This is a genomic window from Trinickia terrae (genome assembly GCF_005144415.1).
GTDB classification, from domain to species: Bacteria; Pseudomonadota; Gammaproteobacteria; order Burkholderiales; family Burkholderiaceae; genus Trinickia_A; species Trinickia_A terrae.
In genome coordinates this window covers 124,686-138,712 of record NZ_SWJE01000014.1, presented here as the reverse complement: position 1 = coordinate 138,712, position 14,027 = coordinate 124,686, and the positions used below count along the sequence as shown (strand labels likewise).

General features: G+C 62.1%; 14 protein-coding genes. 1 reads left to right on the top strand and 13 read right to left on the bottom strand.

What is annotated here, in order from left to right:
- The first annotated feature begins 55 nt into the window (after positions 1-55).
- Positions 56-847 (top strand): transporter substrate-binding domain-containing protein, encoded by a 792-nt coding sequence (locus FAZ69_RS24080; RefSeq protein ID WP_136897606.1) that lies wholly within the window; start codon positions 56-58, stop codon positions 845-847.
- A gap of 96 nt (positions 848-943) precedes the next feature.
- Here FAZ69_RS24080 and FAZ69_RS24075 read toward each other — a convergent pair whose 3' ends face one another.
- The 13 genes from FAZ69_RS24075 to FAZ69_RS24015 form a co-directional block, all read right to left on the bottom strand.
- On the bottom strand, positions 944-1,417 hold the full coding sequence (locus tag FAZ69_RS24075) for a CoA-binding protein (protein WP_240702444.1): 474 nt from the start codon (positions 1,415-1,417) through the stop codon (positions 944-946).
- Between the two features lie 682 nt (positions 1,418-2,099).
- The gene (locus FAZ69_RS24070; protein ID WP_136897604.1) at positions 2,100-3,830 is read right to left on the bottom strand and encodes an AMP-binding protein; all 1,731 of its coding nucleotides are present in this window, start codon (positions 3,828-3,830) and stop codon (positions 2,100-2,102) included.
- Positions 3,831-4,093: 263 nt separating this feature from the next.
- Positions 4,094-4,519 (bottom strand): F0F1 ATP synthase subunit epsilon, encoded by a 426-nt coding sequence (locus tag FAZ69_RS24065; protein ID WP_136897603.1) that lies wholly within the window; start codon positions 4,517-4,519, stop codon positions 4,094-4,096.
- 109 nt (positions 4,520-4,628) lie between these two features.
- Positions 4,629-6,023, bottom strand: coding sequence for a F0F1 ATP synthase subunit beta (gene atpD / locus FAZ69_RS24060; RefSeq protein ID WP_136897602.1), 1,395 nt, complete (start codon positions 6,021-6,023; stop codon positions 4,629-4,631).
- A gap of 91 nt (positions 6,024-6,114) precedes the next feature.
- A complete protein-coding gene (atpG, locus tag FAZ69_RS24055; RefSeq protein WP_136897601.1) occupies positions 6,115-6,993 on the bottom strand; it encodes a F0F1 ATP synthase subunit gamma in 879 nt (292 codons plus the stop codon).
- Positions 6,994-7,079: 86 nt separating this feature from the next.
- On the bottom strand, positions 7,080-8,621 hold the full coding sequence (atpA, locus tag FAZ69_RS24050) for a F0F1 ATP synthase subunit alpha (protein WP_136897600.1): 1,542 nt from the start codon (positions 8,619-8,621) through the stop codon (positions 7,080-7,082).
- Positions 8,622-8,670: 49 nt separating this feature from the next.
- Complete coding sequence (locus FAZ69_RS24045; protein ID WP_136897599.1) at positions 8,671-9,210, bottom strand: F0F1 ATP synthase subunit delta; 540 nt, start codon at positions 9,208-9,210, stop codon at positions 8,671-8,673.
- Positions 9,211-9,212: 2 nt separating this feature from the next.
- Positions 9,213-9,683, bottom strand: a complete 471-nt coding sequence (locus FAZ69_RS24040) for a F0F1 ATP synthase subunit B (RefSeq protein WP_136897598.1) — start codon at positions 9,681-9,683, stop codon at positions 9,213-9,215.
- 134 nt (positions 9,684-9,817) lie between these two features.
- Positions 9,818-10,087 (bottom strand): F0F1 ATP synthase subunit C, encoded by a 270-nt coding sequence (atpE, locus tag FAZ69_RS24035; protein WP_007180033.1) that lies wholly within the window; start codon positions 10,085-10,087, stop codon positions 9,818-9,820.
- 76 nt (positions 10,088-10,163) lie between these two features.
- Positions 10,164-11,015 (bottom strand): F0F1 ATP synthase subunit A, encoded by an 852-nt coding sequence (gene atpB, locus FAZ69_RS24030; RefSeq protein ID WP_136897597.1) that lies wholly within the window; start codon positions 11,013-11,015, stop codon positions 10,164-10,166.
- Positions 11,016-11,155: 140 nt separating this feature from the next.
- A complete protein-coding gene (locus FAZ69_RS24025; RefSeq protein ID WP_136897596.1) occupies positions 11,156-11,686 on the bottom strand; it encodes an ATP synthase subunit I in 531 nt (176 codons plus the stop codon).
- Between the two features lie 279 nt (positions 11,687-11,965).
- Positions 11,966-13,090 (bottom strand): SLC13 family permease, encoded by a 1,125-nt coding sequence (locus FAZ69_RS24020; RefSeq protein ID WP_240702450.1) that lies wholly within the window; start codon positions 13,088-13,090, stop codon positions 11,966-11,968.
- 49 nt (positions 13,091-13,139) lie between these two features.
- Positions 13,140-14,027 carry a ParB/RepB/Spo0J family partition protein gene (locus tag FAZ69_RS24015; protein ID WP_136897595.1) on the bottom strand — a complete coding sequence of 296 codons (888 nt, stop codon included), beginning with the start codon at positions 14,025-14,027 and terminating at the stop codon, positions 13,140-13,142.

Here is a 14,027-nt window from a genome sequence, read left to right as displayed (position 1 = left end):
GGGGCGATGCGCTCGGCTATGATCGATCCACCCATACCCACGCGAGAAGAGACCGATGAAAAGAACCACCCTTGCCCTGCTGTTGAGCGTCGCCTGCGCCGGCACGGCGCTCGCCCAGTCGAATGCGGCCGTCAGCCCGCCCGCCCAGTCACGCCTGGATCAGATCGCGGCGCGCGGCACGTTGCGCGTCTGCACGACCGGCGACTACAAGCCGTATTCCTTCTACCGCCCGGACGGCGGCTTCGAAGGCATCGATATCGACATGGCCGAGTCGCTCGCGAAGTCGCTCGGAGTGAAGACGGAATACGTGAAGACAACGTGGTCGAACCTGATGAACGACTTCATCGCGAAGTGCGATATCGCGGCGGGTGGCATATCGACCTCGCTCGAGCGGCAAAAGCGCGCGTTCTTCACAGAGCCGTACATGGTCGACGGCAAGGTTCCGATCGCGCGTTGCGGCGACGTCGACAAGTACCAGACCGTCGCACAGATCGACCAGCCGTCGACGCGCGTGATCGTCAATCCCGGCGGCACCAACGAGCGCTTCGCGAAGCAGTACCTGCCGCACGCGACGCTGACCGTCTACCCGGACAACGTTACGATCTTCAAGCAGATCCTCGCGGGCAAGGCCGACGTGATGGTCACCGACGCCTCCGAGACGCTGCTGCAGCAGAAGCTCAATCCCGGACTCTGCTCCGTGCATCCCGACAAGCCGTTTCAGTACGGCGAGAAGGCCTACCTGGTGCCGGGCGGCGACGTCGTGTTCCAGCAGTACGTCGACCAGTGGTTGCACCTCGCGCGCGCAACCGGCGAGTTCCAGTCGATCTCGGACAAGTGGCTCAAGTAGCGGCGAGCGGCGCAGCCACGCGCCGCGCCGCCATTCGCATCCCCTCGCGCGCGGCAGCCGATTCGCCTTGCAGACGGCCGAAGCCGTGGAAACAGTTCATTCGTAGACGTGGCCTGGCACCCGCGGCGACGGCGCATGCGCGCGATGCAGCGCGCCCACGATGCGCTCGTGCTCGACTTTCACGCACAGGTCCATCGCGACATCGAGCCCAGCGGCCGCGGCTCGCGCCACGGCCTCGTCGTTGACCACACCGAGCTGCAGCCACAGCGACTTCGCACCGATTGCGATCGCCTCTTCGGCCACCGGCAGCACTTCGTCCGGGCGCCGGAAGACGTTGACCATGTCGATCGACACATCGTCCACCGCGAGCGCGTTCGCCGCATCGGCCAGCGTCGCATAGCAACGTTCGCCGAGCACGCCGGCGGAATCGTTCGCATAGGCGGGATTGACCGGCACGATCCGGTAGCCGTGCGCCTGCATATATGCCGCTACCGAATAGCTGGGCCGATGCGAATGATTCGACAAACCCACTACCGCGATCACGCGATCGCGCTCCAAGATGCGCTGCAAAGTTACACGCTCAATCATCGTAACAATGTCGACGGAAAGTTAGCGTGCCGCAACTAGACGCGGCACGAGTCCAAATAGATAACAACAGGAAGGAATCGGCCGCATATTCGGCGATCTCCCACGGTGCGCGGCCACGATTCGTGGCATCGATCATCCGGTCGATGCTCCCTCGTCTGCAACGCCCTTTCCGAAATCGGTAAGAATATCTTATTAAGCGTCCGCCGACGGCAAAAAATCCCGGAGAGCCTTATCTGGCGGGCGTTACAACCTGAAACACTTTGTTACCGCGTCCGGGAAGCAATTCGCCCAAAATGCCCTTCAACGGTTTCAACACGGATGTGGCCGCGGTGCAGCGTGTGAGCGGATACGATGCACTCAAGCCGGTCGGCCTTGCGCCGAATCCCTCCCCGGGGCATCCCTGCTGGAACCGTTATCGGCGCAATGCGCCGTTCCAGCCGGTTCCTACATTGGTCTCCTCGCGCTAACCCCGTAGCGTGTGGTTTTTAGCGGGCTCTAGGCCCGCTTTTTTTTCGCCTGTTTCTTTTGCAAGCGGCTCCCAAGTTGCCCTGAACACTTAGGTGTTCCGCACATCATTGTTGCGTCACGACCAGCGCTTGGCGCGGCAGCTCTCCTCCCCTCATCGAAGTCGAGCCTTTGCCGCGCCCTGCAGCGTTTGCATGCCTTACGCCGTCGGCGGCGCCGACAGCTTCAGTTCGTCGATCATGCGTTCGCGCATGACGAACTTTTGCACCTTGCCCGTGACCGTCATCGGCATCTCGTCGACGAAGCGGATGTAGCGCGGCACCTTGTAGTGTGCGATCTGCCCTTGGCAGAAGTCCTTCACTTCGTCGGCAGTCATCGCTTCGCCGGGGCGCAGCACGATCCACGCGCAAATCTCTTCGCCGTATTTCGGATCGGGTACGCCGAATACCTGCACGCTCTGAATCTTCGGATGCCGAAACAGGAATTCCTCTATCTCGCGCGGATAGACGTTTTCACCGCCTCGAATCAACATGTCCTTCAGGCGGCCGACGATGTTGCAATAGCCATCGGCGTCGATCGTCGCCAGGTCGCCCGTGCGCATCCAGCCGTCGACGATGGCTTCGCGCGTGCGCGCATCGTCGTCCCAATAGCCCTGCATCACGGAATAGCCCTTGACCCACAATTCGCCCGTCTCGCCGACAGCGACCGTCTGCCCTGACGGATCGACGACCTTCGCCTCGAGATGCGGCTGAATCCGCCCGACCGTCGAGGTGCGTTTCTCGACCGGATCGGCTGTCGATGTCTGGAACGACACCGGGCTCGTCTCGGTCATCCCATAAGCGATCGTGATCTCCGACAGATGCATCCTCGACATCACGCGCTTCATCGTTTCGATCGGACACGGCGCGCCGGCCATGATGCCCGTGCGCAGCGAGCTCAGATCGAAGGTCGCGAAATCGGGGTGATCGAGCTCGGCGATGAACATCGTCGGCACGCCGTGCAGCGCGGTGCAGCGCTCGTCCGACACGGCGGTGAGCGCCGCGCCCGCATCGAACCCTTCGCCGGGAAACACCATCTTCGCGCCAACCGACACGCAAGCGAGAACCGCCAGCACCATGCCGAAGCAGTGGTAGAGCGGCACGGGAATGCAGAGCGCGTCGACTTCGCTCAGACGCATCGCCATCGCAATGTAGCGCCCGTTGTTGACGACGTTGTGGTGCGTGAGCGTTGCGCCCTTCGGATTGCCCGTGGTGCCGCTTGTGAACTGGATGTTGATCGGGTCGTGTGCGGAAAGCGTCGCGTCGATCGCATCGAGCTGCGTGGTTTCGAGCGCCACGCGCCCCATTTCGACGAGCTCCGAGAAACACAGCATGCCGACCGTCTCGGTATCGCAGGTCCGGATGACCGTGCGCAATTGCGGCAAGCGTGCAGCGTGAAGATCGGCCGGTGACTGCCGGGCAAGTTCCGGCGCGAGCTCCTGCAGCATTTCGACATACATCGACGTCTTGAAACGCTCCGCGCAGACGATCGCCTTGCAGCCTGACTTGTTCAGCGCGTACTCGAGCTCGGACAGCCGATAGGCGGGATTGACGTTCACCAGTACGGCGCCGATGCGCGCCGTAGCAAACTGCGTCAGCAGCCACTCCACGCGGTTCGGCGACCAGATGCCGACGCGATCCCCCCGGGCGATGCCGAGCGCCGCAAACCCGGCCGCCACGACATCGACTTCATCGGCAAACTCCTGCCAGGTCCAGCGAATGCCCTGCTCGCGAAACACGACCGCCTGCCGATCGGGAAAGCGCTTCGCGGTATCGCGCAACAACTGCCCGATCGTCGACTCGGATAGCGGGATATCGGTTGAACCGCGCACATAGGAAAAACCGTCGACCGGCACGATCAGCGCACCGTCGCTAGAAGCCTGCGTTGCCATGGTTGTCTCCGCCAGAGGTAAGCGTTTTTTGGAATAGATATCGGCCGTCATTCTGCCACCCGTGGATGACAGACCGGCATCAAGTCTTACCCGCAGCATACACGCGCCGTTCCGCTCACTTGCGCCAAGGGCGCGGCCGCAAAGCCAGCGCGACAAAAACGCAGCGCTTTGCATGGGACCCAAGTAAGCGCTAAAGCGCTAACTCGGGCCGACACGAAAAAAAAGCAGCCCGAAGGCTGCTTTCTTACGACGATAAGATCGTCTTAGCGCTGACCGCGCAGCTTGCGCAGACGCTCGATCGCCGCGAGCTGAGCCGTCGCGTACGCGAGTTCCGCTTGCGCGGTCGCGTACTCGAGGTTCGAACCCGAGTTCTGCAGCGCCTCTTCCGCACGCTTGCGAGCCTGCTCGGCCTTGGCCTGGTCGAGGTCCGCGCCGCGGATCGCCGTGTCGGCCAGCACCGTCACCGCGCCCGGCTGCACTTCGAGAATGCCGCCCGCGACGAACACGAACTCTTCCTCACCGTTCTCGGCCTCGATGCGCACCGCACCCGGACGAATCCGCGTGATGAGCGGCGTATGGCCCGGCAGAATGCCGAGCTCGCCCGCCTCGCCCGGCAGCGCGACGAATTTCGCCGGACCCGAGAAGATCTGCTCTTCCGCGCTGACGACGTCTACTTTGATGGTTGCCATATCGACTCGACTCCTGGTTGAGCGTATTACGAGGGCGCCGCGCCCGCGAAAGCTACCGTTTCAGTAGTCTTCGCGCGCGAGCTGGCGCCCGCTGCGTTACACCCGACCTTTACTGGATCTTCTTGGCCTTTTCGAAGGCTTCGTCGATCGTGCCGACCATGTAGAACGCCTGTTCCGGCAGGTGGTCGCACTCGCCGTCGACGATCATCTTGAAGCCACGGATCGTTTCCTTGAGCGGCACGTACTTGCCCGGCGAGCCCGTGAAGACTTCCGCGACGTGGAACGGCTGCGACAGGAAGCGCTGGATCTTACGCGCACGAGCCACGGAGAGCTTGTCTTCCGGCGACAGCTCGTCCATGCCCAGAATCGCGATGATGTCGCGCAGTTCCTTGTAGCGCTGCAGCGTTTGCTGCACGCCGCGCGTGATCGTGTAGTGCTCTTCGCCGATCACGTTCGGGTCGATCTGGCGCGACGTCGAATCGAGCGGGTCCACGGCGGGGTAGATACCGAGCGAAGCGATGTCACGCGACAGCACGACGGTTGCGTCCAAGTGGCCGAAGGTCGTAGCCGGCGACGGGTCGGTCAAGTCGTCCGCAGGGACGTACACAGCCTGCACCGAGGTGATCGAGCCGGTCTTGGTCGACGTGATGCGCTCTTGCAGCTTGCCCATTTCTTCAGCCAGCGTCGGCTGATAGCCCACTGCCGACGGCATACGGCCGAGCAGTGCCGACACTTCGGTACCGGCCAGCGTGAAACGGTAGATGTTGTCGACGAAGAACAGCACGTCGAGACCTTCGTCACGAAAGTGCTCGGCCATCGTCAGGCCCGTGAGCGCCACGCGCAGGCGGTTGCCCGGCGGCTCGTTCATCTGGCCGTACACGAGCGCCACTTTGTCGAGAACGTTCGAGTCCTTCATTTCGTGGTAGAAGTCGTTCCCTTCACGGGTACGCTCGCCCACGCCCGCGAACACGGAGTAGCCGCCGTGCTCCTTCGCGATGTTATTGATGAGCTCCATCATGTTGACGGTCTTGCCCACGCCTGCACCACCGAAGAGGCCAACCTTGCCGCCCTTCGCGAACGGGCAGATCAAGTCGATAACCTTGATGCCGGTTTCGAGCAGTTCCGTCGACGGCGACAGCTCGTCGAACGCCGGGGCCTTCTGGTGGATCGAGCGCATGTTGTCGCTGGCGATCGGGCCGGCTTCGTCGATCGGACGGCCGAGCACGTCCATGATGCGGCCGAGGGTCGGCTTGCCGACCGGCACGCTGATCGGCTTCGCGGTGTTCTTCACCACGACGCCACGCCGCAGGCCGTCCGACGCACCCAAACAAATCGTGCGCACGACGCCGTCGCCGAGCTGCTGCTGAACTTCGAGGGTCAGTTCCGTGCCTTCGAGAATCAGGGCATCGTAGACCTTCGGCATGCTCTCGCGCGGGAATTCCACGTCGATCACCGCGCCGATGCACTGTACGATCTTGCCTTCTACCAAAGCAGTTGTACTCATCGCTTTTCCTTTAGATACTCAATTCTTCACTCGCGCAAAGGCGCAGTCACCAAGCGTTTCGCCGTCAGGCTGATCGAAGCAATCGCCGCGATCAGACCGCCGCGGCGCCGCCGACGATTTCCGACAGTTCCTTCGTAATCGCGGCCTGGCGGCTCTTGTTGTACGACAGCTGCAGCTCGTTGATGACCGTCTTCGCGTTATCGGAAGCGGCCTTCATCGCCACCATCCGCGCCGACTGTTCCGACGCCATGTTCTCGGCCACCGCCTGATACACAAGCGCTTCGACATAGCGCACGAGCAACTCGTCCACGACTGCCTGCGCATCCGGCTCGTAGATGTAGTCCCACGCCGAGTTCGGAGTCGTCTTGTCGTCGCGCTCGAAATGCTCGGCCGACAGCGGCAGCAGTTGCTCGATCACCGGCTCCTGCTTCATCGTATTGATGAAGCGCGTGTACGCAAGGTACACCGCCGAGATCTTGCCTTCCGAGTACAGATCGAGCTGCACCTTCACCGCGCCGATCAGCTTCTCGAGGTGAGGCGTATCGCCCAGCTGCACGACGTTCGACACAACCTTTGCACGCAGGCGGTTCAGGAAGCCGAGGCCCTTGTTGCCGATCGCCGTTGCTTCGACCGTCTGGCCTTTGCCTTCCAGCTCCTTGAACTTTTGAAGCGACGCACGCATCACGTTCGTGTTCAAGCCGCCGCACAAGCCCTTGTCGGTCGTGACGAGGATGAGGCCCGCAGCCTTCGCACCCTCGTTCTCCACCATGAACGGGTGGCGATACTCGGGGTTCGCACGGCTCATGTGCGCAGCGATATCGCGGACTTTCTCGGCGTACGGACGAGCAGCGCGCATGCGCTCCTGGGCGCGGCGCATCTTCGATGCCGCCACCATCTCCATCGCTTTCGTGATCTTGCGCGTGTTTTGCACGCTCTTGATCTTGCCGCGAATTTCCTTCATTCCAGCCATTGCTTGCTCCTTGATCCTTGATCGAAGCGGCGCGGGCTGCCCCGCGCCGCTTCAGCATCCGTTATTGACTAGCGGATCACGCTGGATCAGTAAGCGCCCGACTTCTTGAAGTCCTTCAGAGCGGCATGAAGCGCGCCCTCGTCGTCCTTCGAGAGGTCCTTCGTATCTTCGATGCGCTTGATCAGGTCGGCATGGCTCGTCTTCAGGAATTCGCGCAGGCCCTTTTCGAATGCCAGGACGTCCTTCACTTCGAGGTCGTCGAGGTAGCCGTTGTTGGCCGCGAACAGCGCCACAGCCAGCTCCCACACTTGCAGCGGCTGGTACTGCGGCTGCTTGAGCAATTCCGTCACGCGGCGGCCGCGCTCGAGCTGCTTGCGGGTGGCTTCGTCGAGGTCCGATGCGAACTGCGCGAACGCGGCGAGTTCACGGTACTGCGCGAGGTCGGTACGGATACCGCCCGACAGCTTCTTCACGACCTTCGTCTGCGCCGCACCGCCCACACGCGACACCGACACGCCGGCGTTGATTGCCGGGCGGATACCTGCGTTGAAGAGGTCGGTTTCCAGGAAGATCTGGCCGTCCGTAATCGAGATCACGTTCGTCGGAACGAACGCGGTCACGTCGCCGGCTTGCGTTTCGATGACCGGCAGCGCCGTCAGCGAACCGCTCTTGCCCTTTACTTCGCCGTTCGTGAACTTCTCGACGTACTCTTCCGAGACGCGAGCCGCGCGCTCGAGCAGACGCGAGTGCAGATAGAACACGTCGCCCGGATAGGCTTCACGGCCCGGCGGACGGCGCAGCAGCAGCGAGATCTGACGGTACGCCCAAGCTTGCTTGGTCAAGTCGTCATAGATGATCAGCGCGTCTTGGCCGCGATCGCGGAAGTATTCGCCCATCGTGCAGCCGGCGTACGGCGCGAGGTATTGCATCGCAGCCGATTCCGATGCCGAAGCGGCGACGACGATCGTGTATTCCATCGCGCCCGTTTCTTCGAGCTTGCGCACCACGTTCATGATCGACGAAGCCTTCTGGCCGATCGCGACGTAGATACAGATCAGGTCCTTGCCCTTCTGGTTGATGATCGCGTCGACAGCGACTGCGGTCTTGCCGCACTGGCGGTCGCCGATGATCAGCTCGCGCTGGCCACGGCCGATCGGCACCATCGAGTCGATCGACTTCAGACCCGTTTGCACCGGCTGCGACACCGACTTACGCCAGATCACGCCCGGAGCGATCTTTTCGATCGCGTCGGTCAGCTTCGCGTTGACCGGGCCCTTGCCGTCGATCGGGTTGCCGAGCGCGTCGACCACGCGGCCGACCAGCTCCGGACCCACCGGCACTTCGAGAATGCGGCCCGTCGTCTTGACGATGTCGCCTTCCGAGATGTGCTCGTATTCACCCAGAATCACGGCGCCGACTGAGTCGCGCTCGAGGTTCAGTGCGAGGCCGAACGTGTTGCCCGGAAACTCGAGCATTTCACCTTGCATCACTTCCGACAGGCCGTGGATGCGCACGATACCGTCGGTCACGGAGATCACGGTGCCTTGGTTGCGAACGTCTGCGCTCGCTTCAAGGCCCTGGATCCGGCTCTTGATCAGCTCGCTGATCTCAGAGGGATTGAGTTGCATTATTCGCTCCTGATAGTCAATTCTGTTGCGTGCCAGCCGCGTATGCGCTTCAGGCGGTCAGTGCCGTCTGCATGCTGGCGAGCCGCGCGCGGACCGAGGTATCGAGCACTTCGTCGCCGACCGTCACGCGCACGCCGCCGATCAGCGACGCGTCGACTTCGACCGCCGCCTTCAGCTTGCGCTTGAACTTGCGCTCGAGGCTTGCGACGAGCTCGTTGAGCTGCTCGCCTTCCAGCGGGAATGCGCTGACGATCAGCGCATCGGCCGCGCCTTCTCGAGCGTTCTTCAGTTCTTCGAACTGCGTGGCGATTTCCGGCAGCAGGGCGAGCCGATGATTGTCGACCAGCATCTGCGCGAAGTTCCTTGCCTGCGGGGTGTCCTTGACCGGCGACTTGACTGCGGCGAGCAGCAGGTCGCTGACTTGAGTACGGCTCACCTTCGGGCTCGCGGCGATCGACAGCACTTCGGGCAGACGCGCAACCTGTGCCAGCTCCCGCACGAGAGAGGACCAGGCGGCGACGTCACCCCCTTCGGCCACGCGGAACAGCGCTTCTGCGTACGGACGGGCGATGGTTGCAAGTTCGGCCATGATCAGAGCTCGGCTTTCAGTTGATTCAGCAGTTCGGCGTGGGCCTTTTGATCGACTTCACGCTTCAGGATCTGCTCTGCGCCCTTCACCGCCAGCGTGGCGACTTCGCCGCGCAGCGCTTCGCGCGCCTTCACGATCTGCTGATCCGCGTCGGCTTTCGCTTGCGCGATGATGCGAGCGGCTTCGGCTTGTGCGTTCGCCTTGATTTCCTCGGCGACGGCGAGTGCGCGCTTCTCGGCATCAGCAATGCGTTGCTGGCCGTCGTTGCGTGCTTGAGCGAGTTCCTGGTCGACGCGCTTGTGCGCGGCTGCGAGTTCCGATTTGCCCTTCTCGGCGGCGGCAAGACCTTCAGCGATCTTCTTCGCACGCTCGTCGAGGGCGTTGATCAGCGGCGGCCACACGAACTTCATCGTGAACCACGCGAGGATCAGGAACACGACCATTTGCGCAAACAGGGTTGCGTTCAGATTCATGGTGTTTCCTTATATGTTGCGATGCACGGAAAGATGAAACGGCAAGGCGCTCATCGACTTGGATTCGATCAGCGCCCCAGTACCCGTTTCGCCCTGCGCCATGAAAAGGAGTTGGCGCAAACTTCCGAGGAACCTCAGCCTGCCAGCTTCGACAGGAGCGGGTTCGCGAACGCAAACAGCATTGCCACACCGACGCCGATCAGGAACGCCGCGTCAATCAGACCAGCCAAGAGGAACATCTTGGTTTGCAGCGGGTTCATCAGTTCCGGCTGACGCGCGCAAGCTTCGATGTACTTGCCGCCCATCAGACCGATACCGATACAGGCGCCGATAGCACCCAGGCCGATGATGATGCCGATACCGATGGCGGTCAGACCTTGGATGTTGGCGATGAAAGCTTGCATGATCACTCCTTTGTGAAAAGACTTTTTAGAACCAGGATTTAAGAAACGAAACGAACTTGAAACTCTTTACGCACGCTTAGTGCGTGTCATGTGCCTGGCCGATGTACACCAGCGTCAGCATCATGAAAATGAACGCCTGCAGCAGAACGATCAGGATGTGGAAGATTGCCCAGACGCTGCCCGCGATCACGTGACCGATGAAACCGAGCACCGAGGTATCCGCGCCGAACGACCACACGCTGCCGAGCAGGGCGATCAGCAGGAACAGCAGTTCGCCGGCGTACATGTTGCCGAACAGTCGCAGCGCGAGCGAAACCGTCTTCGCGACGTACTCGATGATGTTCAGTGCAAGGTTCGGAATCCACAGCAGCGGATGCGCGCCGAACGGAGCCGACAGCAGCTCGTGCGCGAAGCCACCCGGGCCCTTGATCTTGAGGCTGTAGTAGATCATCAGCACGAACACGCCAAGCGCAATGCCGAAGGTGCCGTTCAGGTCGGCCGTCGGTACGATGCGATGGTGCGGAATGACCGTCGACAGGCCCAGCCAGCCGATCACGCGGCCCGGCAGGTCGACCGGGAGGAAGTCGAGGGAGTTCATCAGCCCGACCCAGATGAACACGGTCAGCGCGAGCGGAGCGATGAAGGTGCGGTTGCCGTGAACGATCGCCTTCGATTGGTCTTCAACCATCTCGACGAGCATTTCGATCGCGCACTGGAAGCGGCCCGGCACGCCGGGCGTCGCTTTGCGCGCCGCAAGACGCAGGATGAGGATCGTCACGAGACCACAGACGATCGACCAGAACAGCGTGTCGAGATTCCAGATATGGAAATCGACGACCGACGTCTGGTGCGCCGTGGAGAGGTTCTGCAAGTGGTGCGCGATGTATTCGGACGGATCCATACCGCGCGTTCCTTCGCTAGCTGCCATATCGTTAGTGCCACCCAAATTGTCGAAAATCTTCATTGCCCGCACCCGCCGCAGGCTTGCGATCCGGGAACAGGCCAGCGCGAGTCAGGTCTTACCCTCGCTGCACGCCGCGCCGGACTAGGTCCGGCTGCATTCGGTATTCAGCGCCAGGCGAGCGCGACCCAGTACGTCTTCAGCGCGATGAGGTAGGTCACGAGCAACGGCAACCAGCGCACGTCGTGATACCAATACGCAATGGCCACGAACATCGCGACCGTCGCACCCATCTTGAGCGCTTCGCCGATCATCCAGCTCAGGATGGTTGCGCCGCCGCTCAGCTTCCGAAGACGTGCCGCGAACAATGCGCTCGGCACCCAGCAAATCGCTCCCCCCAGGAACGCCGACAGCGCAGCAGCGCCCGGCGGCTTATAGAACAGCCACCAAACCAGCGTAGCAACCAGGGACAAAACCATTTGCGCAGCCACGACCCTGAAAGGCGTGACGCGCGATGGACGACTCACATCCGGGCCAAACAGTTTCTCTGCTTCAGCCCGCGAGAGCGGAACGATGTTGTTATCTTGCTGCTCGGCATCCCACGCATCGTCGGTCCATTCCTGCCGACCGTCGGCCGCTTCGGAAGCGGTGCGTTGCGCGTGTTCTTCGTGCCTGTCATTCGGCGCTCGACCCGCCATCGCAGTGTTCCGCAAAGTCCATTCGGCCCGTGTCTTTCGTGACGCTTACGGGGTTGCCTAGCTAATAAATCCGGGCGATTGTAAGCGATAGTTGCAGGCGATTCAAGACTTTACCTGCGTCAAAAACCGGCGCGAAAGGCGCGCCCGCCAAGCGGCGACCGCCCTATTTCCAGGGGCCGGAGCGTGGAATGTAAGGCGGCCCCGCTATACCGGGGTCTAGCGCTGGACAAGGCGATCCATCCGCGTGGCGACAGATCTCCAAATGACAATTTCAGCGTGTCAAAAATGAGACACAAACCACGTCCCGAGTGCACCGGCAACGACCCAGAACGGAATCGAAAAGCAGTGGAATTGCAGCCACATCCCTCGCTGCTTCGCGAGCCGAACGGCGATCAGATTCGCAAGCGAACCGATCGCCACGCCAAAGCCACCGACACTCACGCCGAACGCGAGCGCGCGCCAGTTCTTCGTGAATTCGGCAAGCATGATCGCGGCCGGCACGTTGCTGATGCCCTGTGACAGCAGCATCCCCGCCGCGTATGCGCGTAACGGAGTGTCCAAGCCCGCGCGCCCGATCGTTTCGTGTACCCACGGCAAGGCGGCGACGCTGCGCAGAACGATGAACATCAGCACGAAGATCAACAGCAGGAGCCAGTCGATTTTCAAGACGGCGTCGCGACGCCAGATCAGAAAACCGCACGCGACGCCGATGAGCCCTATGCCCGCATGGTGCGAATCCGCGAGCAGAACGAACGCAGCAAAGAGAAAGGCCGCGACGCCGGCAAACGCGCGATCGACGGGTTGAACCGCCGTGTCTCGCGAGAGATCGAGCGGCCGAGCTTTGAACGACGCCATCGTCAAAACGTACAGCATCGCCATCGACACTGCGCATAACGGCGCAAGCGCCAACACGAAGCGGCCGAACGAGACTCCGCTTACCTGCCAGAGAAAAAGGTTTTGCGGATTTCCAAGCGGCGTCAGGATCGAGCCAGCGTTCACAGCAAGCGCGACGAAGATCACGAGGCGCTTCAGCGGCAATGGCGTCAGCTTATTGAGCGACAGCACGAGCGGCACGACGACGAAGAGCGCGACGTCGTTGGTCAGGATCGTCGATAGCGCGGCGGCCAAGGTCACGAGCAAGGCAGCGAGCGCCCGCTCGGAATGGATGTGGTGGACGACGCGATGCGATAGCCAGCTTAGGGATCCTGATAATTCGAGCGCCTTGGTCAAGATCAGGAGTCCTGCCAGCGTAAGCACCGTCTGCCAGTCAACGAGCCTCGGAAGCGATGCCCAGGAAGTGCGATGGAACACCTGGAGCAAAGCGAACGCGACCAACAGCAGCACCAGCACCGGCTCCTTCGCGACGACCGAAAGGAGCCTGCGGGGCCAGCTTGTGCGCAAAATTTGAGCTTCGTCGGCTAACGGCACGGGCAAGTCGCGATGCTCGAATCGATCAGGCCGCAGGACCGCCGCGCAGGCGCGCGAGTATGCCCTCGAGCGCGTCGAGGTCACCGAAATCGATCTGCAGCTGGCCTCGTCCGCGACGGCCCAGTTTGATCTTCACGTTGGCGACCAGAAGGTCGGACAGCTCTTCTTCGAGGCGGCGCGTGTCGCGGCCACCATCCTGATTGGCGCGCGCCTTCACCGCCGGACTCGCCTTGGTCGTCGCTGTCACAAGCTTTTCGGTTTCGCGCACCGACATCCGTTTGTTGACGACCTGATTCGCGAGCGTGATTTGCGTCGCCGCATCGACGGCGAGCAGCGCGCGAGCATGGCCCATGTCGAGGTCGCCCGCGAGCAGCATCGTCTGCACCGGTGTCGCGAGATTCAGGAGACGCAGCAAGTTCGACACTGCGCTGCGCGAACGTCCGACGGACTCCGCCGCCTGCTCGTGCGTGAAGTTGAAGTCGTCGAGCAAGCGCTGGATGCCATGCGCCTCTTCGAGCGGATTCAAGTCTTCGCGCTGGATGTTCTCGATCAGCGCCATCGCAGCAGCAGCCTGGTCCGGCACGTCCTTGACGAGCACAGGCACTTCGTCGAGCCCGGCCAGATGCGCCGCGCGGAAACGCCGCTCGCCAGCGATGATTTCGTATTTCTCCGCGGATACCGGGCGCACCAGGATCGGCTGCATCAAACCCTGCGCGCGGATGCTCGCGGCCAGCTCCTGCAGCGCGCCCTCGTCCATGCGCGTGCGCGGCTGGTATTTGCCCGCCTGCAGCTTGCCGAGCGGCAAGACGTGCGGCACGCCGTCGCTGCGGACCGCCGCGGCGATCTCCGGGCTTCCGCCGAGCAACGCTTCCAGGCCGCGGCCCAGTCCCTTCTTCTTTGCTACTGCATTCAT